The following is a 25,862-nucleotide window of genomic DNA, read 5'->3' on the forward strand; positions in this document are numbered from 1 at the left end:
GCACAGTCATGAGACACTGTGCCGATGACCCCCGCGGAAGGCGCACTGGTCGCTCGTCGTTACCGGTTGATCCGGCCGCTGGGGCGGGGGGGCCTCGCCACGGCGTGGCTCGCGCGCGACGAGGCGCTCGGGCGGGAGATCTGTCTCAAGCTGCTCGGTCCGGCGCGCAGCGCGGAGCGGGCGGCGTTCCGGGGCGAGTTCAGGATGCTGGCGGGCCTTTTTCACCCGCACCTCGTCCGCGTGCACGATTTCGGTATGCTCCGGGAAGCCGGGGAGCCGCGCTTCTATTTCACGTCGGAGGCGGTGCTCGGTGCGCCGCTCGACGAGTTCGTGACGGGCCGGCGCTTCGAGGCGGTGCGGGCCGCGATCGTGGACGTGCTCGACGCGCTGCGGTTCCTCCACCGCGCGCGCATCCGGCACGGCGACGTGAAGCCGGCCAACATCCTCGTCGGCGCGTCGGGGCGCGCGGTCCTCATCGATCTCTCCTGCGCGGCGCGGGTGGGCGGGAGGCCCGGCGAGGCCGTCTCCGGGACCCAGGGCTACCTCGCGCCCGAGGTGATCCGCGGGGAGCCGGCCGACGGGCGCGCGGATCTGTTCTCGCTCGGCTGCACGCTCCGCGCGATCGCGCCGCGGCTCGCGGGGCCGCTGCCGGAGGCGGTGGGCGCGCTGGTCGAGCGGCTGCTCCGGCCCGAGCCGCGCGACCGGCCGGCCGACGCGGGCGAGGTGCTCGACTGGGTGGGCGCCTGCCCGCGCGCGCTCGCCCCGCCGCCGCCGGAGCCGCCCCACGTGGTCGGCCGCGACGCCGAGCTCGGCGCCGTGGCCGAGGCGCTCGACGCGCTCGAGCGCGGGGAGCGCGGCCCGCGACTGCTGGTGCTCGCCGGGGAGCCGGGCTGCGGGAAGAGCCGCATCCTGCGCGAGGCGAAGTGGCGCGCGGAGCTCAGGATGCCGACCGTGGAGGGGTTCGCCCGGGCCGGATCGCCGGTGGCCTCGATGCTCGGCCGCGCGACCGGGGAGGAGGCGCTGCCCGCGGGGGCGCTGGGGGCCCTGCGCGCGCACGAGCGCCTGGCGCGGGCGCGGGCGGAGCCGCTGGTGCTCGTGCTCGACGACGCCGACGAGGTGAGCGGGGCCGACCGGGAGATGCTCGAGGCGCTGGTGCGGCTGCTCGGGCCGGAGGATCCGGTGCTCGTCATCGCGGCCGAGCGCGTGCCGCAGGCGGGGGCGCGGGCGCCGCTCGCCGTCGTGGCCGCGGAGGCGGGGCGCGGCGCGCGCGAGGTGCCGCTGCCGCCGCTCGGGCGCGAGGCGGTGCAGCGCTGGATGGAGGACATCGGCATGGGCGAGACGACCGAGGCCGTGCTCCGGGCGAGCGGCGGGTGGCCCGCCGACCTGGTGGTGGCCGCGGGGCGGCTCGCGGAGAGCGGGGACGTGGGGGGGCTCGACGCGACGACGCCAGGGGCGAGCGCGCGGTATGCGCTGCGGCTGCGGGGGCTCCGGGGAGCGCTCCGCGAGGCGGTGGCCACGCTGGCGGTGCGGGGGGGCGCGGTGCCGGACGAGGAGGTCGGCTGGCTCGGGATCCCGGTCGCGCAGCTCGCCGAGCTCGCCGCCCGCGGCGTGGCCGCGCGCGCCGCGGGCGGCTGGACGCTGACGCGGGCGGGGCCGGTCGCGGCGCTGCTGGAGGCGCTGGGCAGCGAGGCGGTGCGCGGGGCGCACGCGCGCGTGGCCGCCGCCCTCGTCGCGAGGCTCGCGCAGGGGGAGGCGGCCGGACCGACCCGGGTTGAGGCCGACCCGACCCAGGTTGAGGTCCGACCGACCCAGGTTGAGGTCCGACCGACCCAGGTTGAGGTCCGACCGACCCAGGTTGAGGTCCGACCGACCCAGGTTGAGGTCCGACCGACCCAGGTTGAGGTCCGACCGACCCAGGTTGAGGTCTCCCAGGTTGAGGTCTCCCCCTCCCCCGCCACCGCCTCGCTGGCCCCCTGCGCGGTCCTGCACCTCGCCCTGTCGGGCGACGCCGCGGCCGCCGAGCGCCTCTTCCTCGATCGCCGCGCCGAGCGCGACGCGGCCCCCCGGCCGTGGGTCGCCGCCGCCGAGGCCTTGCTCGAGGCGCTCACGGCCGCGGACACGCGGCTCGAGATCGCCGCCACCCTCCACCGGGGCGGCCGCGCCGCCCGGGCCCGCGATGTGCTGGAGCGCCTGCTCGACGAAGCCCAGGCCGCCCACCTCGGCGCCCGCCGCGGGCAGGCCCTCGTCCTCCTCGGCGCCTGCCTCCTCGAGCTCGGCGACCCCACCGCGGCCCTCGCCCGCCTCGAGGAAGCCGCCGCCGAGGCCGCCACGCCGCGCGAGCGCGCCGCCGCCGCCGACCTCGCGAGCCGCGCGCTCCTGCGCCTCGGCTCCCACGCCGAGGCGCGCGCCCGCGCCGAGCCGGCGCTCGCCTCGTGCGACGACCCCGAGGTGCTCGCGCGCCTCCACGAGGACGTCGGCGTCGCCGCGAGCTACCTCGGCGAGCGCCGCCTCGCCGGCCTGCACCTCGGCCTCGCCGCCGGCCTGCACCGCGACCGCCGCGCCCCCCGCGCCCTCGTGCGCGCGCTCTCGTACCAGGCCATCGACGCCTTCCGCGCCGGCGAGGTCGAGGCGGCCCTCGCCGGCTACCGCCAGGCCCTCGCCACCGCCGAGGAGCACGGCCTCGGCGACCTCGTCGCGCGCAGCAGCCTCAACGTGGGCACGGCCTGCCACCAGTCGGGCGAGCTCGGCGAGGCCCTCGCCGCCTACGAGCGCGGCGCCCGCCTCGCCTCCGCCCTCGGCCAGGCCGACCTCGCCCTCGTCCTCGACTTCGACCTGGCCAAGCTCTGGGCCGACGTCGGCGCCTTCGAGCGCGCCGCCCGCATCGCCGCCCGCGTCCAGGCCGAGGCCGAGCGCCGGGGCGCGCCGTTCTTCGCCGCCGCCGCGATCTCCGTCCTGGGCGACTGCGCGCTCGCCGCTGGCGACGCCGCGGAGGCCGCGCGCCGCTTCGAGCGCTCGCGGCGCGGCTTCGAGGCGCAGGGCGCGCAGCGCGAGGTCGTCGAGGAGGAGCTCGAGCTCTGCCGGGCGCACCTCGCGCGCGCCGTCCAGGGGGCCGAGGAGGGCGCGCTCGACGACGCGCGCGGCGCCCTCGCCCGGGCGCGCGCGCACGGCGCCGCCCTGGAGGCGCCCGATCTCGGCGCGCGCACCGCCCTGCTGGAGGGCCGGCTCGCCCTGCGCGGCGGCGATCTCGCCGCGGCGCGCGAGCGCCTCGAGCGCGCCCTCGCCCTCGCCGAGCGCGCGGCGCAGCCCGACCTCGTCGCCGACGTCCGCCTCGCGCTCGCCGACGCCGGGGACGCCGCGGGCGACGCCGAGGCCGCCGCCGCGCAGCGGGAGCGCGCGACCTCCGCCTGGGCCGCCATGGCCCGCTCGCTGCCGGAGGCCCTGGCCCACGCGTTCTGGACGCACCCCCGCCGCCGCGCGGCGCGGCCCCCGCCGCCCGCGCCCGGCGTCGCCCCGGCGCCGCAGCTCCCCGAGCGCGCGGCCAAGCTCGAGCGGCTCCTCGCGGTCTTCCGCAAGCTCAACTCCTCCGTCGAGATCGCCGACATCCTCGCCATGGCCATGGACGCCGCCATCGATCTCACGGCGGCCGAGCGCGGGTTCCTGCTGCTCGAGCAGCCGGGCGGCGAGCTCCGCGTCGCGGTCGCGCGCAACGTCGACCGCGAGAAGGTCGGCAGGAGCCACCTCAAGTTCAGCTACGGCATCGCCGAGCGCGCGATCGAGGCGCAGGAGCCCGTGGTCACCGTCGACGCGCAGGAGGACCCGCGCTTCCGCGAGCACGCGTCGGTGCACGCCATGCGGCTCCGCTCCGTGATCGCCGTCCCCATCCGCTCGCCGGACGGCGTGCTCGGCGCCCTCTACCTCGACAACCGCTTCCGTCGCGCGCGCTTCGCCGCCGAGGACGTCGACCTGCTCCTCGCCTTCGCCGACCAGGTCGCGCTCGCCGTGCGCAACGCGCGCCTCGTCTCGGACCTGCGCCGCCGCACCGCCGAGCTCGAGGCCGAGCGGCGCCGCGTCGAGGAGCTCCTGCGCGGCCAGGCCGCCGAGATCGGCCGCCTGCAGGAGGAGGTGCTGGTCCGCCAGCAGGCGCTCGAGCACCGCTACGACTACGGCGCCATCGTGGGGCGCGGCGCCGCGATCCGCGGGGTGTTCGCGACGCTCGACCGCGTGGTCGACACGCCGGTCAGCGTGCTCGTCACGGGCGAGAGCGGCACCGGCAAGGAGCTCGTCGCGCGCGCCATCCACTTCGCCGGCCCGCGCAAGGCCGGCCCGTTCATGGGGATCAACTGCGCCGCGCTGCCCGCCGCGCTGCTCGAGTCGGAGCTCTTCGGCCACGTGCGCGGCGCCTTCACGGGCGCCGACCGGGACCGCACCGGCCTCGTGGTCGCGGCCCGCGGCGGCACGCTCTTCCTCGACGAGCTCGGCGAGATGCCGCTCGAGGTGCAGGCGAAGCTGCTCCGGGTGCTCCAGGAGCGCGAGGTCCGCCCGGTCGGCAGCGCCGAGGCGGTGCGCGTGGACTTCCGCCTCGTCTGCGCCACGAACCGCGACCTGCTCGTCGAGGCCGCCCGCGGGCGCTTCCGCGAGGACCTCTATTACCGCGTCGCCGTGGTCCAGATCCGCCTGCCGCCGCTGCGCGACCGGCTGGAGGACCTGCCGGAGCTCGCGCTCCACTTCGTGCGCCGCGCCGCCGAGCAGCTCGGCCGTCCGGCGCCCGAGCTCTCCCGCGAGGCGCTGCGGCGCCTCGGCCAGCACCGCTGGCCCGGCAACGTGCGCGAGCTGGAGAACGTGATCACGAAGGCGGTCGTGCTCTGCGATGGCCGCAAGATCGGCCCCGACGACGTGGATCTCCCCCGCCCCCGCGAGGGCGGCGGCCGCGGCGCGCCGAGGCCTCACGCCGACGAGCGGGCCGCGCTGCTCGACGCGCTCGACCGGACCGGCTGGAACGCGGTGCAGGCCGCGCGCGAGGCCGGAATGTCCCGAGCGACCTTCTATCGCAAGCTCCGCCGCCTCGGCATCGAGCGCCCTCGCTGATCCCCGGAATACGCGCCTCTCCAGCCTCATCCGCCTCATCGCGGCGCCGGCACGGGGCACTTCGCCTCACGTGGGGCGGTCCGGCATGCCACGAGCGGATGGGCCCGCTCACGCGCATTGCGCCGCGCTCGCGCGCGCGCAGGCCTTTTGCGCCGCGGCGCGGAATCGCTGAAAAGACATCTCATCCCACGACGCAACGCGGGATACCGATCCGCCCCGACCACAGCAATGGACCCGACAGGCGCCCTCCGCGCGACATGGCCCGCGGCTTGCGAAGGCGCCCCGGCATGAACACGAAACTCTTGCTCATGATGTCTCTCTCGCTCGCTGCCGCGGTTGGCTGCGACAGGGCGGAGGGCACGCCCCGCCCGGGCAGCGACGACACCGGGGCGGCGCGAGAGAGCCCGGCGACGGTGCCCGGGGAGATCGCCCAGCGGGCGAACAACCCCACGCCGGCCGCCGCCGACAACACGGAGAAGAACGATCGCGATCGCGACCCGACCGCGCTCACCCCCGGGGATCAGGGCGAGAGCGAGGCCGACCGCACGATCACCCAGAAGATCCGTCAGGCGGTGATGGACAGCGACGCGCTGTCGATGAACGCAAAGAACGTCAAGATCATCACCCAGGGGCAGGTGGTCACGCTGCGCGGCCCGGTGAAGAGCGACAAGGAGAAGGCCGAGATCGCCGCGATCGCACAGAAGATCCCTGGCGTGAAAGAGGTCGACAACCAGCTCGAAGTCGACGTGGACTGATCAGTCCGAAAGGAAGAACTCATGGCGACCAAGAAGGCAGTCCTGGGGCTCGTGAGCAGCCTCTCTCAGGCAGACATCGTCGTCGGCGAGCTGCAGCGCGCCGGCTTCTTGACCAGCGACATCTCGGCGCTCTTCCCCGACAAGCACGGCACGCGGGACTTCGCGCACGAGAAGAACACCAAGGCGCCCGAGGGCGCGACGGCGGGCGCGGGCGCGGGCGGCGCGCTCGGCGGGACCCTCGGCCTGCTCGCGGGCATCGGCGCGCTCGCCATCCCCGGGCTCGGGCCGTTCATCGCGGCGGGGCCCATCATGGCCGCGCTGAGCGGCGCCGCCGCAGGCGCGGCGCTCGGCGGGATCACCGGCGCCCTGATCGGGCTCGGCATCCCCGAGGTCGAGGCCAAGCAGTACGAGGGGAAGATCAAGGGGGGCAACATCCTCCTCTCCGTCCACGTGGAGAACAGCAACGAGCGCAGCCTGGCCAAACAGATCTTCGAGCGCTGCGGCGCGACCGACGTCGCCGTCGTCACCGAGGAGGGCATCTCGTCGAAGGACAGGGCGGTCGCCTGAACGCGACGCGCGGGCGTGACGGGTGAGCGTCACGCGTGACGGAGAGCGGCTGCCCGCCGGCGCCCGGTCCCCCCCACCGGCGCGTCAGGCGGGCAGTCGCTCGACGTCGATTCCATGGGCAGGCGAGATGTCGGCCTTGAGGAAGCGCTCCATCTGGCGGAGCGCATACCGGTTGTCCTCCTCGTCCTCCGAGGCGATGCAGTCCGACGGGACGATCAGCCGGTAATCGCGCATGTACGCGTCGTTGGCCGTGAACAGCACACAGAGGTTCCCCGCCATGCCGGTGAGCACGAGCGTCTGCGCGCCGAGGGCCTCGAGCAGGATCTCCAGCGTGGTGCCGTAGAAGCCCGAGTGCTTGGGCTTGAGCACGAAGTAGTCGTCGTCCTCGGGCTGGAGCAGCGCCGCGATGTCCCGGCCGCGGCATCCATCCCTCAGACAGTGCTCGATCTGCCGCTGGAAGTTCGATTGCCATCGACCGAAGTTGTCGTTCACGTAGACGGCGGGGATGCCGGCGTCGCGGCACCGCCGCTTCAGCGCCCGGATGCGGTGCGCCATCGGCAGCGCGTGGGCGAGGAGCCGATCGCCCGCCGGGAAATCCAGGTCGTTGATGACGTCGATGAGGAGCAGCGCGGTCCGGCTGCTGTCCGGCGCGGATCCGTGGAGGTCGTGGCTTCGACGAGACATATCGCGCGGTCGTTATACAACCGCGCTGGGAGCGCGGGGCAGCGATCGCCACCCGCCCGGCCGCCGTGGCGAATGGCGACCTCGGGCGTCCGGCCCCGAGGGCTCGAGTGCGGCCAGGACGAGGGCGAGGGGCCGCGCCGGGCGGCGCAGGCGCCCGGCCGCCAGCTTGCATGGCTGCGCGTTCGCAGCCCTCGAGTGGGCCGCTTGCGTGAGGAGAGCGCATGCCGCGCAGCATCTGGAAAGGCAGCATCAGCTTCGGGCTCGTTCAGATCCCGGTCGCCCTCTACCCGGCGGAAGCGCCGGACGAGCTCCACTTCACGCAGCTCGACCGGCGGAGCATGACGCCGATCCGTTACGAGCGCGTGAACCGCGAGACGGGCGAGCCCGTGAGCTGGGACGACATCGTCCGGGGCTACCCTCACGAGGACGGCGAGTACGTGGTGATCTCCGACGAGGACCTCCGCCGCGCGAACGTCGAGGCGACGCAGACCGTCGACATCCTCGATTTCGTGGACGGGGCCGAGATCGACCCGATGGACTTCGACAGGCCGTACTACCTCGCGCCCGCATCGCAGAACAGGAAGTGGTCCCCCGCGGGCGACTCGACCTGTCGCGTCCGGACGCGCCTCAACCAGCCTCCCGTCCCATGAGGTACCGGAGGATGAGCGCGCCCATCGCGTCGATCGGGGACTCGGCCGCCGCGAGCCCGGCCTCCAGCACGCGTCGAGGCATGCCGTACACGACGCACGACGACTCGGACTCCACGAGGATCTCCCCGCCCGCCTCGTGGATCGCGCGCGAGCCCTCGAGCCCGTCGTCCCCCATGCCCGTCAGCACGACCCCGAGCACGCCCGCCCCGAACGCCGCCGCGGCGCTCCGGAACAGCAGATCCACCGACGGCCGGTACAGCGACGCCTCGGGCGCCTGCCCGAAGCGCACGGCGGCGCCCTCCCGGCTGCGCTGCAAAAGGAGGTGCGTCCCGCCGCGCGCGAGGACCGCGAGCCCAGGCCGCAGCTCGAGGCCGTCCGACGCCTCGACCACCGAGAGCGCGCTCGCCTCGTCCAGGCGGTGAGCCAGCGATTCCGTGTAACCAGGGGGGATGTGCAGCGCGATGACGACGGGGACCGGGAGCTCGCCGGGCAGCGCCGCGAGCAGCCGCGTGAGCGCCTGAGGGCCGCCCGTGGACGCGCCGACCACGATCACGCGCGCCCGGCCCTCCGCGGGGATCGCGAAGGGCACGACCGGCGCCGGACGCGCGCGCGGCGCCTCCGGCTGCACCCGCGCCACGGCCGCGGCGGTCACCTTGCAGACGAGCTCGTCCGCGAGCGCGTAGAGGCGGTCCGTCGCGAGCGAGGTGGGCTTCTCGACGATGTCGACCGCGCCGCGCTGGAGCGCCTGCACGCCGAGCTCGCTGTCCGCCTCGGCGTTGCTGACCACGACCACCCGCGGCGCGCCCTCCCGCGGCAGCGACGCGAGCACGCCGATGCCGTCCAGGTTCGGCATCACGAGATCCAGCGTGATGACGTCCGGCCTGTGGCGCGCGATCTTCTCCAGCGCGTCCAGGCCGTCCGCCGCCACGTCGACGACCTCGATCGACCGGCTCGCGGTGAGCACCTGCCGCAGCACCTTGCGCACGAAGGCGGAGTCGTCGACGACGAGCACGCGGATCGGCCGGCCCATCGTCACGCCGTCCCCCGGGCTCGGTCGGCCCTTCATCACGCCGTCCTCCGGTAGAGGAATACCCCGCCCCGCTCCTCGCACGCCAGCGCGGTGCCGAGCCTGAGGAGCGACTCGGAGACGCCCACCAGGAGGAAGCCGCCCACGGCGAGCGCCCCCGAGAGGTTCCCGATCACCCACCGCGCCGTGTTGTCGTGGAAATAGATGAGCACGTTGCGGCAGACGATGACGTCGAACTGCCCGAGCGACGCGATCTCGGCGGCGTCGAGCAGGTTGATCCGCCGCCACGTGATGGCCCGCTGGAGCTCGGCGCTCACGGCGATGCGATCGGGCGTCACCGAGAGCCACCGGCCGGCGAAGGCGGGCGGCGGCGCGTTGCTGCGCAGCGAGCGCGGCCCGAACACGCCGGCGCGGGCCCGCGCGAGCGCCCGCGCGCTGATGTCGCTCGCGACGATCTCCACCCGGTCGAGCAGCCCCCGCTCCGCGAGGAGCATCGCGATCGTGAGCGGCTCCTCGCCGCTCGCGCACGCCGCCGACCAGATCCGCGGCCGCTGCCCCGCCGCGACGCGCGGCGCGATGACCTCCGCGATCGTCACCTCGAGCTGCGGGAGCTCCCGGAAGAAGTACGTCTCGCCCACGACCAGGGCGTCGATCAGCGCGTCGACCTCGGCCGCGCCCTCCGGGTCGTACCGGAGGTAGTAGTAGTAATCGAGCAGCGAGTCGAAGCCGGCCTCGAGGGCGCGCGCCGAGAGCTTGTCCCCGAGCAGCTCGCGCTCGCCCGCGTCGTAGTGGATCCCGGCCTTCTCGGCGATGAGCGCGCTGAAGATCGCGAAGAGCTGCGAGGAGAAGGGGAGGCGGCTCATCATGCCCACTGCGACAGGAGCGAGCTCGACACCCGGCGCACCTCCGGGTCCGGGTCGGTCCGCGAGGCGAGCTCGACCGCGGCGAACGCCTCCTTCGTGGGCACCGCGGCGAGCGTGGTCGCCGCCGCCTTCCGCGCCGGCGCGCGCGGCAGCCGGAGCGCCTCGAGGAGCGCGGCGTTCGCCGCGGGCAGCCGCATCCGCGCGAGCGCCGAGGTGAGCAGCGGCGCGAGCTCGTCGTCCGCCGTCGCGAGCGCGGAGAGGATGCCCTCGATCCGCCCCGGCGCGGGCGTGGACAGCGCGCCGAGCAGCGGGCCCTTCGCCTCGGACGCGACGAGGAGCGCGACGAGCGCCCGCGTCGCGTCGTCCCCGGGCCGCGCCGCGAGGAAGCCGGTCGCCGCCGCGCGGACGCTCTCGTCGGCGTCGCCCGCGGCCCGCACGAGCGCGGGCAGGACCTCGGGCGACGAGAAGCCGGAGATCGCCGAGGTCGCCACCAGCCGGGTCGCCACGTCCTCGGACGACAGCGCGCCGAGCAGCGTCGGCAGCGACTCCTCCCGCCCGGCGATGCCGAGCCCGATCAGCGCCGAGCGCCGCATGTCCGTGTCGCTGTCCCGGGCCGCCTCCTCGAGCGCCGCCGTCGCGAGCTCGCCCTTGATCCCCGACAGCGCCTCGATCGCCGCGACGCGCACCTGGCCGCTCTCGTCCTGGAGCCGCTCGGCGACGGCGCCCGCGGCCGGCTCCCACCCGTGCTTTCCGAGCGACTGGCAGGCGAAGTAGCGGACCCAGGCGTCCTCGTCGCGGAGCCCCTCGAGCAGCGCCGCGATCACGCGCGGCTCCCGCTGCGCCTGCCCGAGCGCCCGCATCGCGACGGCCCGGATCCGCTCCGACGCGTCGGACGCCACCGCGACGAGCGCGTCGAGCGCCTCGGGCTCCGAGAAGGACGCGAGGCCGTGGATCGCCCGCTCTCGCGCGCGCAGGTCGGCGTCGCGGAGCCCGTCGATGAAGACCTGTAGCGCCGGGCGCGGCGCGAAGTAGGCGAGGATCCGGAGCGCCGCCCGCCGCGCCGCCGGGGTCCCCCCGCGCGCGGCCTCGAGCGCGAGCGCCTCGACCTCGGCGCCGCCCAGCGCCTGGATCGCGCCCATCGCGGCGTGGACCACGCGGGCGCTCGGGTCGTCGAGGAGCCGGAACAGCGCGCGCGCCGAGCCGGGATCCATGATGCGCCCGAGCGCGTCGCACGCCGCGGCGCGGACCTCGGGGTCCGGATCCTCGAGGCAGCGCTCGACGTCGGCCGCGGCCGCGGAGCCCTTCACGAGCGGCAGCAGGAGGAGCCGCCGGGCGCTGTCGCCCTCGCGCAGCGCCGCGAGCACCCGGGCGTCCGCGCTCCGGCAGAGCCGGAAGAGCGCCTCCGCCGCGGCGCTCGCCACGGCGGGCGCCGCGTCGAGCAGGTGGGTCAGGTGCAGGAGCGCGTCGTCGCCCCCGATCGCGCCGAGCACCGCGCAGATCATCGCCTGCTCGCCCGGATCCGCCCCCGCGAGGCTGTGGATCAGCCGCCGCGCCGCGCCCGGCGCGGGCGACTCGCCCCGCAGCGCGTCGTCGATCGGCTCGACCGTCCCGTAGCGCTCGCGGTACCGCTCGCGCAGCTCGGCCAGCGCCACGGCGGCGACGCGCGCGACCGCGTCGCTCGGCCGCGCGAAGAGGCGCGTCAGCGGCGCCACCGCGGCGCGGCTCCCGGTGCGGCCGAGCGCCCGCGCCGCCTCGAGGAGGTACTGCGGGTCGTCGAGGAGGGCCGACAGCGGGCCGATCGCGCGCGGATCGCCGCTCCGGCCCAGCACGTCGATGGCCGGGAAGACACGGAAGAAGTTGCCGCTCTTCACGGCGTCGACGAGCGAGTCCACCGCGGCCCTGCCGCCGACGCGCCCGAGCGCCTCGATCGCGGCGACGGCCACGTTGTCGTCCGGGTGCGACGTGAGCTCCGCGAGCCGGGGGACCGCGCTCGCGCTGCCGCGGCGGCCGAGGATCTGCGCCGCGTCGGCGACGACCGCGGGGTGAGGCTCGAGCGTCAGCGCGAGCACGGCGGCGTCCACGTCCCCGAGGGACGCGGCGAGCGCGTCCATCGCGGCGGCGATGCGCGCCTCGCTGTCGCGCCGCGCGCGCAGGCACGCGCAGAGCGGCTGCACCGCCGCGTCGCCGAGCGCGGCGAGCGACGCGACGACGCTCCGCCGCACGGTCCAGCTCGGGTCGGCCAGCATCTCGACGAGCGCGGGCACGCCCGGCGGCCCGGACGCCGCGAGCCGATCGACCTGCTCGACGCGCTGCCGCTCCGCCCCCGCGGCGGCGAGCGGTGGCCGCCGCGCGATCATGCGGTCTCCGGCGGCGCGTTCGCCTGCTGGCCGTTCGCCTTGAGGGACGCGATCGCGGCCGCCACGCCCGCGATCGCGTCCACCTGCTCGGCGCTCACGTGCCGGATCCTGCCGACCTGCTCCAGCACGTAGCCGGCGTCGGCCGCGACCGCGCCGGCGTCCCTCGCCTGCCTGGTCGCGGAGGCGAGCAGATCCCGCAGCGGGTCGCGCAGCCGGGACAGCGCGCCCGCGAGCTCCTCGCTCCGGGCCGACTGCTCGACGGCCGACCGCGCGATGGCCTGGAGCGCCGACACCTGGCGGGACGCCCCCGCCGCGAGCGCCGTGACGGCCTCCGCCTGCTCGGTGACCGCCCGCGCCGTCTGCCGGGCGATCCGGCGCACCGCGTCCCCCTCCTTCGCGAGCGCCGACGTCGCCGCGCTCTGGTCCGCCGTCGCGGCGGTCACCGCGGCCGCGAGCCTCGCGACCTTCTGGGCGGACGCCTCGATCTGCTTCGTGGCCCGCGCCTGCTCGGCGATCCCCCGGGCCGACTGGGCCGTCTGCTTGCGGATCTCGTCCATCGCGCGCGCCATCTCGGCCGCCCCGCCCGCCTGCTCCGCGAGGCCCGCGATCATCCGCTGCGCCGCGCCCGCGACCTCCTGCGTGCCCGCCGCGATCCCGGAGAGCGCGCGCGTCTGCTCGGTCAGCGCGGCGTTGGTCTGGCTGGTCAGCGCGCGCATCTGCGCGGCGACCTTCGCGAGCTGGGACGCCGCGACCGCCTGCTCGTCCATCGCCCGCGACACCCGCTCGGCGCTCTGGGTGAGCTGCGCGTTGGCCCGCACGGCGTCGCGCAGCGCGCCCGCCTGCTCGGCCGTGGCCTCCCTGGTCTGCCGGGCCATGTTGCGCATCTGCGCGCTCCCCTGCGCGAGCGCCTGGATCGCCTTGGTCTGCTCGGCCGCGGAGCGCGCGATCGTCTTGCCCTCGTCGCTCATGCGCGCGGCGGTCTGGGCCAGGGAGCTCACCGCCTGCACCTGCTCCCCGTTCGCCCGGTCGATCTCGCGGATCGACCGGCCGAGCTCCTCGACCCCCTGCAGGATGGACGCGAGCGCCCGCTCGGCGTCGCCCGCGAGCCGGGTCCCCTCGTCCGCGACCTTCACGCCCTCGGTCGAGGCGGCCACCGCCTCGCGGGCGCTCGTCTGGAGCGCGCGGACGATCTTGGCGATCTCGGCGCTCGACACGGCGGCCCGGTCCGCGAGGTTCCGGATCTCCTCGGCGACGACGGCGAAGCCCCGGCCGTGCTCCCCTGCCCGCGCGGCCTCGATGCTGGCGTTGAGCGACAGGAGGTTCGTGCGGTCGGCGATCAGGTTGATCGTCTGGACGATGTCGCCGATCTCCTCGGCGCGCCGGCCCATCTCCTTCATGACCGACGCGGAGTCGACCATCGCCTGCCGGATGCTCCCGAGGCCGGAGATGGACCTGCCGACCGTGGCCGCGCCCTGGCGCGCGGTCGCGACGCCCTGCTCCGCGGTCACGCGCGCGCCGTCGACGATGGAGACGATCCTCCGCGTCGCGGCCTCGACCTGGGACGACGCCGCGGCGTTGCCGGCCGCGAGCGCGCTGATCTGCTCGGCGCTCTGCGCGACCTGCTGCGCGGTGCGCGCGAGCTCCTCGGTGGCGACCGCGTTGGCCTCGATGGTCGCCGCGTTCTTCTCGGCCGTCACCGCGACCTGCTCGACCGAGGTCGCGATCTCCGTGATCGTGCTCGCGGTCGTCCCGGCGCTCGCGTCGAGCGCCCTCGCGCTCTCCGCCACGCCGCGGATCGACCGCGCCATCTCCTCGGCGGTCGCGGCGGTCTCCTCGACCGCGCTCGCCATCTCCCCGGCGTCCTTCGCGACGCGCCCGAGGCCGCCGCTCACGCCCGCCGCCGCGTCGGCCATGGTCGAGATCTGCTGCCCGACCCCCCGGGCGTCGGCCGACAGGCGCCCGACGCCCTTCGACATCTCCTCGACCGTGGCCGCGATCTCCTCGAGCGCCGCGGCGCTGCTCTCGCCGCGGGCCGCCACCTCCTCGGCGTTCCCGCTCGTCAGGCTGACGGAGGCGAGGAGCTCCTCGCTCGACGTCGCGAGCTCCTCGGCGTTGGCGCTCACCCCCTTCACCGAGCGGGCGATCTCCTCGAGCGTCACCGCGGTCGTCTCCGCGGAGGCGCCGAGCGTGTCGGCGTCGGCCTTCACAATCGACAGCGCGGGGCCGAGCGCCTCGAGCCCGCCCGCGGTCGCCTGGAGCCCCTGCGCGGCGTCGCCGATGGCGCCGCTCAGCCGCTGCTCCGATCGCGCGAGCGCCTGCGCCGCCGCCCCGGCCTCCTCGAGCCCGCCCGCGAGCGACCCGGCCGCGGCCCCCTGCTCCTTCCCGGCGGCGGCCTGCTCGGCGCCGGAGGCGGCGAGCCGCGCGGCCGCCTGCTCGATCGCGGTCACGCTCGTGATCCCCTGGCGCAACGAGCGCTCGGCCTGCTCCGCCCGCGCGAGCGCCCCGTCGATGTCCGCGATTGCCTCACCTGCCATGATCCTGCTCCTCACCGATGACCCTGCCGACGTCGACGAGCATGACGAGCCGCTTGCCGAGCTGCGCGACCGCCCGGACGAACCCGGCGCTCTCCTCGGCCATGATCTCGGGGGGCGGCCTGAGCTCGTCGGCGGCGATGTTGACGACCTCCCGCGCGCTGTCGACGAGCAGGCCCACGGTGCGGCCGCCGTGCTGCACGACGATGACACGCGAGTCGAGCGTGGGCTCGACGCTCGGCAGCCCGAAGCGCGCGCGCAGCGCCACGACCGGCACGACGCGGCCCCGGATCTGGATGAGGCCGCCCACGTAGCCCCGCGTCCCGGGCACCCGGGTCGCGCCGGAGTACGACTCCACGTGCAGCACGTCCGCCGCGGAGATGACGTACTCCGTGTCGGCCACCTTCAGCACCACGTGCAGATCGCTCATGAGGCCACCACCATGGCGCCGCCGCGCCCGCCGCCCGCTCCGGCGGAGAGCCTGCCGCTGAGCGCCACGAGGTCGAGGACGAGCGTCGGCCGGCCGTCGCCGAGGTCCGTCGAGCCGGAGATGCCCGGCACCTTGACGAGCGGATCCTCGAGCGGCCGCACCACGACCTCCTGCTGCCCGAGCACGCGGCTCACGCCGAACGCGAACGGCGCGCCGTTGCGCCGCACGACGAGCGCCCTCCTCGCCGCGGGCGCCCCGAGCTCGAAGAGCGCGCCGAGGTTCCACAGCGGCACGGGCTCGCCGCGGCGATCGAGCAGGTCCGTCCCGCCCCCGCGCCGGCTCGGCGCCGGGCCGCGCACGATCCGGGCCGGATCGATCTCCATCACCTCCTCGACGCCCGCGACGGGCGTCACGAACGGCTGGTCGCCGCACAGGAAGGAGAAGGCGTCGACGATCGTGAGCGTGAGCGGGATCCGGAGGGTGAAGGTGGTGCCGGCGCCCCGCGCCGTGCTCACGGAGAGCTCGCCGCCGAGCTGCTCGACGGCGACGCGCCGCACGATGTCCATCCCGAGCCCGCGGCCGCTGGTCTTCGTCGCCTGGTCGAGCGTCGACAGCCCGGGCAGGGTGAGGAGCTCGAGCAGCGCCGCGTCGCTGTCGGGCACGGGGCGGCCCGCCCGCCGCGCCACCTGATCGCGATCGACGCCGCGGCCGTCGTCGCCGACGCTGAGCTCGAGCTGGTTGTTCGATCGCTCGAAGCAGGTGACCCTGACCACGCCCTCCTCGGGCTTGCCCAGCCGGCGCCGCTCGGCGGGCGCCTCGATCGCGTGATCGACCGCGTTGCGGAGCAGGTGCACGATCGCCGGGAAGATGCGCTCCGCGACGGACTTGTCGAGCTCCGCCTTGCCCGCGTCGATCTCGAGCCGCACCTGCTTGCCGGTCGCGCGGCCGAGGCCGCGCACGACGAGCGGGACGCGCTCCAAAAGCTCCGTGACGGAGATCATGCGCGAGCGCATGATCGCGCCGCGCAGATCGCGCAGCTGGCGGTCGTGCTCGCGCAGGATCTCGGAGAGGTCGCGGATGTCCACGCCGCGGGCGGAGAGGTCCGCCGCCGCCCGGGCGAGCCGGAACCGCGTGACGACCAGCGCCGACAGCTTGTCGAGCGCGTCGTCGAGGCGCGCCACGTCGACGCGCACGACGCCGCGGACCTGCGGCTCCCGGTCCACCGGCTCGTCCAGCGCCTGCTCGGTCAGGGCCGCGACGGCCAGGGGGACCTCCGGCGCCACGGCGAGCGGGCGGACGCTGTCCGCCGCCGCCGCCCTCGCGAGCTCCTCGTCCGGCGCGCTCGTGAGGACGAGCAGCGCGAACGCGATGCCGCCCGGCGCCCTGTCGCTGGCCGGCACCGAGAGCGGGACGACCTTGACGATCTCCGCGATCCTGCCGACGCGCTCGCGGACGCTCGTGATGTTGATCCCCTCGGCCGTGCGCGCCGGCGAGGGGATGAAGTCGACCCGCAGCGCGCGCCGCCCGCCCGCCACGCCCTGCGCGAGCTGCACCCGCTCGCCCGGCCCGAGCTTCGCGAGGATCTCGGGGTCGACGCCGATCGACGGCGGGGGCGCGGGCGGCGCGACGGCGACCTCGAGCGCGGACAGCGCGTCGACGAGCGCGGCCGGCGCGGGCGGCACCGGCTGCCCGGCCGAGAGCGCCCGGGTCCGCTCCTCGATGGCCCGGAGCCCGCGGACCAGCACATCGATCGAGCCGGCGGAGAGCGCGCCGCCCGCCCGGTCCGCCGCCCGGAGCACGGTCTCCATCGCATGAGCGATGTCCACGATCGGCTCCACGCCGACCATCGCCGACAGGCCCTTGATGGTGTGGAGCGAACGAAACAGCTCCCTTATCGCCCTCGGGGTCGGCTCCCCGGCGCGGATGGCCGCCTCGGCGGCGAGGAGGTTCGCGGTCGACGCGGAGAGGTGCTCCTCCACCTCGACGAGGTAGCCCGCCACGAACTCGTTGACGTCGAGCACGCCGCTCACCCGGGGCTCGGGGCGTCGTTCCCGAGGAGCGACCGCACGCTGGCCTGGATGGCCTCGGGCGTGAACGGCTTCGTCATGAACTGCGAGGCCCCCGCGCCGAGCGCCCGGGCCCTCGACTCCTCATCACCCCGGGTGGTCACGACCAGGATCGGCAGGCTCCGCAGCTTGTCCTGACCACGGATGAACTCGATGACCTCGAGTCCCCCGATGTCGGGCATGTTCAGGTCCAACACCACGAGATCGAACGGCCTGAGCGAGAGCGTCTCTATCGCCTCGAGCCCACTCGCCGCGTGCGCGAACGTGTACTGCTCGGCCCGCAGGCACGCCACGACCATCTCACGCATCACCCGGCTGTCATCGACGACGAGGATCTCTGTCACAGCGGTGCTCGAAACCAGCAAATAGCCAGGCGCTCCGCGGAGTGTCAATCACACGTGGAAGTGCTCGGGGAGAATCAGGAAACTCCCGTCGGACAGGACCCGAGGACGGCCCCGGAGCAGGTAGAGCAGAGCGCGCTCGGCCCGGCCGCGGCACTGGATATCGCGCATCGCTGGAGCGAGCGCCGGCGGGGTCGAGACGACCTCGCCGCGACGCTCGAACGGGCTGCGCGGCGCGTGGCGGCGCGAGACTTTTCTTGTAACGGGCTTGCGTCTCCGCGCGCCCTCGCTCAGATGAGACTGCGCGGCAAGGACTGTTGATGAGACAATCGATCTCTGCTCGCCCGGCGGCGCACGCCCGAATGACGGCACCGGGGACAGCGGCGCACGCGGCTCTCGCTGCTCCTGGAGGACCATGAACCGGCGCACCTCGATGGATTTCATGTTCACCGACGCGGCGCGGGAGGAGACCGCTCCGACGCGGCGCTCGCCGCAGGCAGGCGGGCGAGGCGCCCGGGGAGCCCGGGACGCGAGCGCGGGGCCCGCGCGGGGCGAGGGGACGGCGCGCGCGCGCGTGTGGATCGTCGACGACTCTCCGCTGGAGGCCGACATGGCGGCGCGCGCGCTCGCGCCCGGGTACGAGGTCGACGTCTTCACGGACGCCGTGATGATGCTCGAGCACATGACGGCGCACGATCTCCCGGACGTGCTCGTGCTCGACCAGATGATGCCAGCCATGTCCGGCACGGAGATCTGCGGACTCCTGCGGTCATGCCCGGCCACGATCGGGCTCCCGATCCTCATCCTGACCGTGGCCGGCCAGGAGCAGGACCTCGTCGAGGGGCTCAGCGCGGGCGCCGACGATTACGTGGTCAAGCCGTGCCCCGCGGCCGCCCTCTCGGCGCGGGTCGGCGCCCTCATCCGCTCGAAGCGGCTCCGCGAGCGGGCCGAGCGGGCCGAGCGGGCCGCGGCCGTGGAGCGGGATCTCCTGCGCGCGCTCATCGAGCAGAGCGGCGACGGCATCATGGCGGCGGACGAGCGCGGGGCGCTCTGCGTCTGCAACCCCGAGGCCCAGCGGCAGCACGGCGTCGTCGGGCAGGACGCGGTCGCCGCCATCGACGCGCTGGTGGCGGGCCGCGCGCTGCGCGGGCTGGACGGCCGCCCGCTCTCGGACGACGAGAACCCGCTCCGCCGCGCGCTCCGGGGCGAGCGGGTCGAGAGCGCGCGCTGGCTCGTGGCGCGCCCCGACGGCGCGGTCCGCGCGCTCGCCGGGACGGCGTCACCGTTGCGGCACGCGGACGGATCGCCCGCGGGCGCCGTGCTGATCACGCGCGACGAGACCGACGCGATCGAGGCGGAGCGGGCGCTCCGGGACAGCGAGGAGCGGTACCGCGTGATCATCAGCGCGCTCGAGGAGGGCATCACGCTCCAGGACGCGCGCGGCGTCATCCGCACGGCGAACGCGAGCGCCGAGCGGATCCTCGGGCTGCCCATGGCGCAGATCGTCGGCTCGACGACGCTGGATCGGTCCGCCCGGCTGATCCACGAGGACGGCTCGCCCTTTCGCTTCGAGATGACCCCCGCGGAGGTCGCGCTCCGGACCGGAGAGCCCCGGTCGGGCGTCCCGCTCGGGATGGAGCGGCCGGACGGCGCGGTCCTCTGGCTCTCGGTCAACGCGCGGCCGCTCCACCGCCCGGACGGCTCGATCGCCGGCGTCGTGTCGTCGTTCTTCGACATCACCGCGCAGAAGCGCGCGGAGGAGGAGCGACAGGGCCTGCTCGCCGCGGCGCAGGCGGCGCGGCGGGAGGCCGAGACCGCGAGTCACCTGAAGGACGAATTTCTGGCCACGATGAGCCACGAGCTCCGCACGCCGCTCACGGCCGTGCTCGGGTGGATCCGGATGCTGCGCACCGGCAAGCTCCCCGAGGACCGCCGCGAGAAGGCGCTGGAGACGGTGGAGCGCAACGCGCTGGCGCAGGCGCAGCTCATCGACGACCTGCTCGACATCTCGCGGATCATGGCCGGCAAGCTCCGGCTCGACGTCCAGAGCATCGAGCTCGTCTCGGTGATCGAGGCCGCGCTCGAGGTGGTGCGGCCGGCCGCCGACGCCAAGGGGGTCCGGCTGGAGCCCGTGCTCGACCCCGGCGTGGGCCCCGTCGCCGGCGACGCGGGCCGGCTGCAACAGGTGATCTGGAATCTCCTCAGCAACGCCGTGAAGTTCACGTCGCGGGGGGGGAGCGTGCGCATCCGGCTCGAGCGCGTCGACGCGTCGGCCGAGATCGTCGTGGCCGACACGGGCCAGGGGATCGATCCGGCGTTCTTGCCGTATGTCTTCGAGCAGTTCCGGCAGGCCGAGAGCGGCACCACCCGCACGCACGGGGGCCTCGGGCTTGGGCTCACGATCGTGAAGAGCCTGGTCGAGCTGCACGGCGGCACGGCGCAGGCGACGAGCGACGGGCCCGGCCGGGGCGCGACGTTCACGGTCCGGCTGCCGCTCGCGGCGGAGCAGCGGCTCGACAGGGGGCGCCGGAGGCGCGTCTCGCCGGGCGCCTCCGTCGAGGTCGACGCGCGCGCGGACCTCGACGGGATGCACATCCTCGTGGTGGACGACGAGGAGGACACGCGCGAGCTGCTCGTCACGATGCTCGAGCAGTGCGGCGCGCACGTGACGTCCGTCGAGACGACGGCCGAGGCGATGCTCGCGTTCGAGGCGCTCCAGCCGGACGTGCTGGTGTCCGACATCGCGATCCCGGGCGAGGACGGCTACGCGCTGATCCGCAAGATCCGGGCGCTCCCGGCGGCGAGCGGCCGGCGGGTCCCGGCGGTCGCGCTCACGGCCTATGCGCGCACGGAGGACCGCATGAGGGCCTTGCGGGCGGGGTTCAACACCCACGTGCCCAAGCCCATCGAGCCGGCGGAGCTGCTCGCGGTGCTCGCGAACCTCTCCGGTCCGAGGTGGCGCTAGCGCTGCTGCGGGAAGTCGGGCCGAGAGGCGAACCGCCATGACGCCAAGGGCGCCAGGAAACCAGGGGAGTAGAAGGGGAAAATGGAGGGACAACCCTTCCCTCTCTTCTTGGCGTCGTTGGCGCCATGGCGGTTCTTCTTCTGATCAGGGGCAACTTCCCGCAGCCGTGCCAGCACCGCGTCCATGGCCACCGCGACCGGCCGCCGCTGCGCCCCCCGGCCGGATCGAGGAGCGTCGCGCGCCGGTCAATTTTGATTGACACCAGCATGTGAACGTTCACAATTCCCCCTGGGACCTTCGAGCAGGACGAAGCCGCGCGACGGAGGAGGAGATGAACCAGGCACCCCGGGCGACAGCGCGGGGAGCGCCGGAGGCAGGTCGGCCACAGCCGGTGGCCAGTCCAGCAGCAGCAGCGATCAGGGCGGCTCAGGCGGCATCGGCAGCCGGTGCTCCGCATGGATCACGCTCGCTCGATCCTGGTTGCTGGACCTGTATCTCGCATGTGCCTGGATCGCTCTTGCGACGACGAAGGCGGCACGCTCGAGAAGGTCGCTCCGACCAGGAAGCAGCTCACCTTGACCCGTTCATTCTTCTGTCAGCCGCGCGCCGAGCGCGCTCGCTGACATCGCTCATCAGGATATCACCATGCCCTTCCCTTCCCTGTCCACCAACACCCGCTCTCGCACCCTACGCACAGGCAGCACGGCGTCCGCGGCCGTCCTCCTCGCTCTCCTTGCAAGTTGCGGCGGGGAGTCGCAGGGGGGCGACGGCGACCCCACGGGTACGACGACCGCCTCTGGCGCGGGCGGTTCGATCCGCAGCGGCTCGGGCGGGAGCGGTGGGCGAGCGACGAGCGGCGGCGCGACGGACCCCAGCGGAGGATCTTCCGGGCAGACCGGCGGGGGTCGAGGCGACGGGGGCGGCGGAGGGGACGCGTCCGGCGGCGGCGATCCGGGCAGCGGCGGCGGCGACGGTGGCTCGGGCGGCGGCGCCCCTGCCGTCTGCCCCGAGACCTACTCCAACCCTCTCATCTGGGAAGACCTCCCCGATGTCGAGGTCATTCGCGTCGACGACGCCTACTACTACACGGCGTCCACGTTCCACCATTCGCCTGGAGCGCCCTTGCTCCGCTCCTATGATCTGGTCCACTGGGAGTACGTCTCACACTCCGTTCCCCGGCTGGACTTCGACGCGTCGTACGACCTGAGCAGGGGCAGCTCCTATGTCAACGGCATCTGGGCGTCCACGCTCCAGTACCGGAAGAGCAACGAGACCTTCTACTGGATGGGCTGCATGCACAACGTGGGCGGCGGCTGGGTCTTCACCGCCAAGTCCCCCGAAGGTCCGTGGGAGAAGCACAAGGGCGGCTGTTATTACGACATGGGGCTGCTGATCGACGACGACGACACCATGTACGTGGCCTACGGGAACAACACGATCAGCGTGGCCCAGCTGAGCGCGGACGGCCTCAGCCAGGTCAAGAACCAGGCCGTCTTCCAGACGCCGGGCGACCTCTCCGGGCCGCTGGAGGGCTCTCGCTTCTACAAGATCGATGGAAACTACTACATCCTCGTCACGCAATACGCGAACGGCGAGTACGTGCTGCGATCGACGAGCGGGCCGTTCGGCCCCTACGAGCTGCGGCCCTTCGCCGTCAAGCTGCCCTACGCCGGCGCTCCGGGCTCCGGGGGGAGCCCGCATCAGGGCGGCATCGTCCAGACGCAGAACGGAGACTGGTATTACATCGGGTTCAACGACTCGTACCCGGCCGGCCGCATCCCGGTCATGGCCCCGGTGACGTGGGCCGACGGTTGGCCCTCGGTCACCCTGGTGAACGGCCAGTGGGGAGGCACCTACCCCTTCCCGGACCTGCCTTGCGGATCGAATCGCGTGAAGCCGCGTCCAACCAAGGACACCTTCGCGGGAGAGACCCTGCGCCCCGAGTGGGAGTGGAACCACAACCCCGACGACACCAAGTGGTCCTCCGGGGCTGGACTGACCCTGCAGACGGCGACGGTGACCGACGATCTCTACGCCGCTCGAAACACGCTGACGCGTCGCATCGAGGGCCCCGTCTCGATCGCGACGATCGAGCTCGACTTCAGCAAAATGCAGAACGGCGACGTGGCCGGCCTCGCCGCCCTGCGTGACGTGTCGGCGTGGATCGGGGTCAAGAAAGCCAACGGGGCAACGCGCGTCGTGATGACCAACGGGGTCAACATGAACACCTCCTGGAAGACGACGAGCACGGGCACCGAGGTGGCCGGGGCCAACGTGTCCGGCGACAAGATCTGGCTGCGCGTGGAGGCCAACGTCCGCTCGGACAACGGCGGTGCGCAGGCGCGCTTCTCCTACAGCACCGACGGCACCCAGTTCACCAGCCTGGGCGACACGCTCAGAATGAACAAGAACTGGCAATACTTCCTTGGCTATCGATTTGGCATCTTCAATTACGCCACGCAGTCCCTGGGCGGCTCGGTGCACATCGCCTCCTTCGAGGTGACCAAGCCGTAGCTCTACTGCGAGAAGTCGGCCTGGAAAGCGAACCGCCATGCCGCCAAGGGCGGGATCCTCCCCTCAGGGGAGGATGGCCGGTGACGGATCCCCCGTGTAGACCTGCGAGCAGCGGGGCTTCGCCGCGTTGGCCGGGCAGCGGAGCCCCTGGTAGAAGCTCAGCGAGCTCGCCAGGGGGGCGTAGCCGCTCGGGACCTGGAGCTTCGACACCTGGCCGAAGTACCCGAGGCACGCGTCCCGCCACCAGCGCGCCTCGTAGTGCTGGATCTCCAGGAAGTCGGCCACCTCGCCGAAGCGCTTGTCGTCGATGCGGCCCTCGACGGACTTCCACGCTTCCCGCATGACCCCCACCTCGTCGACGCCGTGGCTGTAACGGTGGACGAGCTCCTCCCAGAGCGTTCGCCCCGAGCTCAGCTCGTCTTTCCAGCCGACGCGGTGGAAGAAGAGCAGGAAATCATCGGGGACCGTGTCCCGGCTCCCGAACGCCTGTCCCACCGGCGCGAAGTACTGGGCAACGGCGTTGCTGCCCGACGAGGTGCGGTCGAAGCCGATGCCGTTCGCGTCCGCCTTGTGATAGTAGACCGGGTTCCACTCCGCGCGGCTCAGGTTGCTCACCCACGGGGCCGGCCCGTAGTGATGGTCGCTGCCCATGATGTGGACCAGGCCGAGGGGCGTCATGTAGTCGACGAGCGCCTGGTGGGAGCCCATCATCATCTGAACGACCGGCTCGACGACCACGCGGTCGTTCGAGAAGGTCTGACGGACCCACTCTTCGGCGATGGTCTCCGCGGAGGAGTCTGGATTCCACGCCATGCGTCCGAACACGTACCAGTTCGCCTGGTTCATGTGGGACCCGGTCCAGTTCACGTCGTCGCCGACGTTGGACACGCCCGCGATCGCGGTGGTCTCATGGCCGTGGAGGCTGCCGTCGATGACCCGCGCCACGGTCGAGCCCTCCCCGTCCGCGTAGGTGTCCGCCTTGAGGACCTCCTCGTAGAGCGGGCCGAGGTAGGCGAGGTGCGTATCCTCGCCGAGGTACTCCTTCGTGATCTGGAGCTCGAGGGCCAGGGGCGTCTCGGGCATGGCGCCGAACAGCGGATGGAACGGCTCCCGGGGCTGGAAATCGAGGGGGCCGTTCTTGGCCTGCACGAGGACGTTGTCCCGGAACTTGCCGTCCAGCGGCTTGAACTCCTCGTAGGCCTCCTTGATGCGGTCCGGAGGGCTGGCGTCCGAGTAAACGAAGGCGCGCCACATCACGATGCCCCCGTGCGGCGCGACCGCGTCGGCGAGCATGTTGGCGCCGTCGGCGTGGGTCCGCCCGTAGTCCTGCGGCCCGGGCTGCCCCTCGGAGTTCGCCTTCACCAGGAAGCCGCCGAAGTCGGGGATCTGCTGGTAGATCTCGTCGACCTTGTTCGTCCACCACTGCTTCACGCTGGCGTTGGTCGGATCGGCCGTGCTCAGATTGCCGATCTCACGCGGCGCGCTGAAGCGGGCCGTGAGGTAGACCTTGATGCCATAAGGGCGGAAGACGTCGGCGAGCGCCTTGACCTTCACGAGGTACGACGGCGTCAGGACCTGCGCGTTGGCGTTCACGTTCGTGAGCACGGTCCCGTTGATGCCGAGGGAGGCGTTGGCCCTCGCATAGTCCTTGTAACGGGGGGAGAGCGTGCCCGGCAGCGCGCTCCAGTCCCAGATGGAGCGGCCCGCGTAGCCGCGCTCCACGGAGCGATCGAGGTTATCCCAGTGGTTCAGGATGCGGTGCTTGATCCTGGGAGAGCTGGTGAGCGGCAGCCCCGCGAGCGCGCTGTGCGTCTGGGCGTGCCGGAGGAGCGCGAAGGCGCCATAGAGCACGCCCACCTCCGTGTTGCCCGCCACGACGATCGCCGGCTGGCCCCCCACGTCCGCGGCCTCGACGAGGTAACCCTCGGGGCCCAGGGCCCCGAGGCGAGCCGCGAGCGGCAGGTCCTTGATGAGGTCGGCGGTGGCCGTCCCGATCACCACCGCGCCCGGGCCCTCGACGGCCGCGCCGGTCTCGACCGCTCCGCCCGTCAAGCCGCTCAGCCCTTTGACGAGCTCGGCCTCGGCGATGTCGAGGCTCGCCCCGCTCCCCGACTTGACCACGCGCTTGAAAGCAGCCTGATACTCCGCGAGGCGCTCCGGAATCGGGAGCTCTGGATACCTGAGCCAGAGGGCCGCCCCGTCCTCGTCCGGCAGGGAGCCCGGCACGGGGTACTCCTCGTCGGAGCCCATTCCGCCCGTGTTCCCGGTCCCGTCCGCCCCTCCCGCGCCCATGCCGCCCTGGCCGACCGAGGCGCCGCCGCCCGAGCCGGCGCTCGCGCTGGCCGCGCCCGCGCCGCCGGTGGAGCCTCCCCCCGAGCTCGACCCGGCGCCAGCGCCGCTCTGGCCACTCCCGGCGCCGCCCCCACCACCGGTCGTCTCGTTCGGCCCCTCGGCGCCGCCCGACGAGCAGGCGCTCGCGAGCGCGACGCTGAGGAGCCCGACGAGAAGGAGCGGCCCCCTCGGAGACGTCATTGAACGGGACCGCCCGGCGGGCGGCCGATCCGCGCAACATGAGCTCTCGTTCTTCGCATTCGCAGGAAGCGCCATCTGCAGCAGCCTTTCCGGGGAGGGATCCAGGCAGAAGGAAATGCAAATGTATTTCCAAAGTCAAGGATGAACCGCGGTGATCGTCTCGGGTTGACACTCGATGCTCCCGGTCGCCTCCGGCGCCCCTGGCCCTGAATTTCGCGATGACAGAAGATTCCTTCCGCGCTCGCCCTCTGCCTGGAAAAGCGACACCGTACCTATAACGTGTCCCCGCGTCGAACGGGGCTGCCCTCGCCCCACGACCAGCCTGCGGGAGCTCGTCCAGCGCGGCCCCGCTTCGCCCATTTTCTCTCGAGCTGCCCGCAACCGCGCAGCGCGAGATCATCATGGCTGAGACACACAGGCCGGTCTCCTCGAGCCTGGTACTTGCGGCGTGGACGGCCGGTCCCATGTACACGCACGGGACCACTGACCATGAGC

15 protein-coding genes are annotated in these 25,862 nt (G+C 73.8%); 6 read left to right on the forward strand and 9 right to left on the reverse strand.

What is annotated here, in order from left to right:
- Positions 1-24 precede the first annotated feature (24 nt).
- The 3 genes from WMF31_RS24750 to WMF31_RS24760 all read left to right on the forward strand — a co-directional run bounded on the left by WMF31_RS24750 (position 25) and on the right by WMF31_RS24760 (position 6,407).
- The gene (locus tag WMF31_RS24750) at positions 25-5,085 is read left to right on the forward strand and encodes a sigma 54-interacting transcriptional regulator (protein WP_436604305.1); all 5,061 of its coding nucleotides are present in this window, start codon (positions 25-27) and stop codon (positions 5,083-5,085) included.
- Between the two features lie 287 nt (positions 5,086-5,372).
- Positions 5,373-5,840 (forward strand): BON domain-containing protein, encoded by a 468-nt coding sequence (locus WMF31_RS24755; protein ID WP_436604306.1) that lies wholly within the window; start codon positions 5,373-5,375, stop codon positions 5,838-5,840.
- 21 nt (positions 5,841-5,861) lie between these two features.
- A complete protein-coding gene (locus WMF31_RS24760) occupies positions 5,862-6,407 on the forward strand; it encodes a DUF3341 domain-containing protein (protein WP_436604307.1) in 546 nt (181 codons plus the stop codon).
- A gap of 84 nt (positions 6,408-6,491) precedes the next feature.
- Here the strand turns inward: WMF31_RS24760 and WMF31_RS24765 are convergent, their stop codons facing one another.
- A complete protein-coding gene (locus WMF31_RS24765) occupies positions 6,492-7,091 on the reverse strand; it encodes a cysteine hydrolase family protein (RefSeq protein WP_436604308.1) in 600 nt (199 codons plus the stop codon).
- 221 nt (positions 7,092-7,312) lie between these two features.
- On the opposite strand from WMF31_RS24765, the gene WMF31_RS24770 reads away from it, so the two are divergent.
- Entirely contained in the window at positions 7,313-7,741 is a 429-nt protein-coding gene (locus WMF31_RS24770; protein WP_436604309.1) for a Ku protein, read from the forward strand.
- Here WMF31_RS24770 and cheB read toward each other — a convergent pair.
- From cheB to WMF31_RS24805, 7 genes are read right to left on the reverse strand one after another with little or no spacing between them, the layout of a single operon-like run.
- On the reverse strand, positions 7,719-8,777 hold the full coding sequence (cheB, locus tag WMF31_RS24775) for a chemotaxis-specific protein-glutamate methyltransferase CheB (protein ID WP_436606593.1): 1,059 nt from the start codon (positions 8,775-8,777) through the stop codon (positions 7,719-7,721). The two genes, WMF31_RS24770 and cheB, sit on opposite strands and share 23 nt — an antisense overlap.
- Positions 8,778-8,806: 29 nt before the next feature.
- Complete coding sequence (locus tag WMF31_RS24780; RefSeq protein ID WP_436606594.1) at positions 8,807-9,631, reverse strand: CheR family methyltransferase; 825 nt, start codon at positions 9,629-9,631, stop codon at positions 8,807-8,809.
- A complete protein-coding gene (locus tag WMF31_RS24785; protein ID WP_436604310.1) occupies positions 9,631-11,988 on the reverse strand; it encodes a HEAT repeat domain-containing protein in 2,358 nt (785 codons plus the stop codon). The genes WMF31_RS24780 and WMF31_RS24785 overlap by 1 nt, the downstream gene beginning before the upstream one ends.
- On the reverse strand, positions 11,985-14,522 hold the full coding sequence (locus tag WMF31_RS24790; protein WP_436604311.1) for a methyl-accepting chemotaxis protein: 2,538 nt from the start codon (positions 14,520-14,522) through the stop codon (positions 11,985-11,987). The genes WMF31_RS24785 and WMF31_RS24790 overlap by 4 nt, the downstream gene beginning before the upstream one ends.
- Positions 14,512-14,949 (reverse strand): chemotaxis protein CheW, encoded by a 438-nt coding sequence (locus WMF31_RS24795; protein WP_436604312.1) that lies wholly within the window; start codon positions 14,947-14,949, stop codon positions 14,512-14,514. Before WMF31_RS24795 ends, WMF31_RS24790 begins: the two co-directional genes overlap by 11 nt.
- On the reverse strand, positions 14,946-16,979 hold the full coding sequence (locus WMF31_RS24800) for a chemotaxis protein CheA (protein WP_436604313.1): 2,034 nt from the start codon (positions 16,977-16,979) through the stop codon (positions 14,946-14,948). The genes WMF31_RS24795 and WMF31_RS24800 overlap by 4 nt, the downstream gene beginning before the upstream one ends.
- Positions 16,976-17,359, reverse strand: coding sequence for a response regulator (locus WMF31_RS24805; RefSeq protein WP_436604314.1), 384 nt, complete (start codon positions 17,357-17,359; stop codon positions 16,976-16,978). The genes WMF31_RS24800 and WMF31_RS24805 overlap by 4 nt, the downstream gene beginning before the upstream one ends.
- Positions 17,360-17,771: 412 nt before the next feature.
- On the opposite strand from WMF31_RS24805, the gene WMF31_RS24810 reads away from it, so the two are divergent.
- Positions 17,772-20,321 (forward strand): hybrid sensor histidine kinase/response regulator, encoded by a 2,550-nt coding sequence (locus WMF31_RS24810; protein WP_436604315.1) that lies wholly within the window; start codon positions 17,772-17,774, stop codon positions 20,319-20,321.
- 645 nt (positions 20,322-20,966) lie between these two features.
- Positions 20,967-22,835, forward strand: coding sequence for a glycoside hydrolase family 43 protein (locus tag WMF31_RS24815; RefSeq protein WP_436604316.1), 1,869 nt, complete (start codon positions 20,967-20,969; stop codon positions 22,833-22,835).
- A gap of 63 nt (positions 22,836-22,898) precedes the next feature.
- Here WMF31_RS24815 and WMF31_RS24820 read toward each other — a convergent pair whose 3' ends face one another.
- Positions 22,899-25,367, reverse strand: coding sequence for an alpha-glucuronidase family glycosyl hydrolase (locus tag WMF31_RS24820; protein ID WP_436604317.1), 2,469 nt, complete (start codon positions 25,365-25,367; stop codon positions 22,899-22,901).
- Positions 25,368-25,862 lie beyond the last annotated feature (495 nt).

The organism is Sorangium sp. So ce1036, from assembly GCF_051369805.1.
Classification (GTDB): domain Bacteria; phylum Myxococcota_A; class Polyangia; order Polyangiales; family Polyangiaceae; genus Sorangium; species Sorangium cellulosum_F.

Excerpts from the sequence above, each read along its gene's own strand:
- WMF31_RS24750 (WP_436604305.1), top strand. The coding sequence starts at position 25 with ATGACCCCCGCGGAAGGCGCACTGGTCGCTCGTCGTTACCGGTTGATC.
- WMF31_RS24780 (WP_436606594.1), bottom strand. The coding sequence starts at position 9,631 with ATGAGCCGCCTCCCCTTCTCCTCGCAGCTCTTCGCGATCTTCAGCGCG.
- WMF31_RS24765 (WP_436604308.1), bottom strand. The coding sequence starts at position 7,091 with ATGTCTCGTCGAAGCCACGACCTCCACGGATCCGCGCCGGACAGCAGC.
- WMF31_RS24755 (WP_436604306.1), top strand. The coding sequence starts at position 5,373 with ATGAACACGAAACTCTTGCTCATGATGTCTCTCTCGCTCGCTGCCGCG.
- WMF31_RS24815 (WP_436604316.1), top strand. The coding sequence starts at position 20,967 with ATGCCCTTCCCTTCCCTGTCCACCAACACCCGCTCTCGCACCCTACGC.
- WMF31_RS24810 (WP_436604315.1), top strand. The coding sequence starts at position 17,772 with ATGAACCGGCGCACCTCGATGGATTTCATGTTCACCGACGCGGCGCGG.
- WMF31_RS24770 (WP_436604309.1), top strand. The coding sequence starts at position 7,313 with ATGCCGCGCAGCATCTGGAAAGGCAGCATCAGCTTCGGGCTCGTTCAG.
- WMF31_RS24785 (WP_436604310.1), bottom strand. The coding sequence starts at position 11,988 with ATGATCGCGCGGCGGCCACCGCTCGCCGCCGCGGGGGCGGAGCGGCAG.
- WMF31_RS24820 (WP_436604317.1), bottom strand. The coding sequence starts at position 25,367 with ATGACGTCTCCGAGGGGGCCGCTCCTTCTCGTCGGGCTCCTCAGCGTC.
- WMF31_RS24790 (WP_436604311.1), bottom strand. The coding sequence starts at position 14,522 with ATGGCAGGTGAGGCAATCGCGGACATCGACGGGGCGCTCGCGCGGGCG.
- WMF31_RS24760 (WP_436604307.1), top strand. The coding sequence starts at position 5,862 with ATGGCGACCAAGAAGGCAGTCCTGGGGCTCGTGAGCAGCCTCTCTCAG.
- WMF31_RS24795 (WP_436604312.1), bottom strand. The coding sequence starts at position 14,949 with ATGAGCGATCTGCACGTGGTGCTGAAGGTGGCCGACACGGAGTACGTC.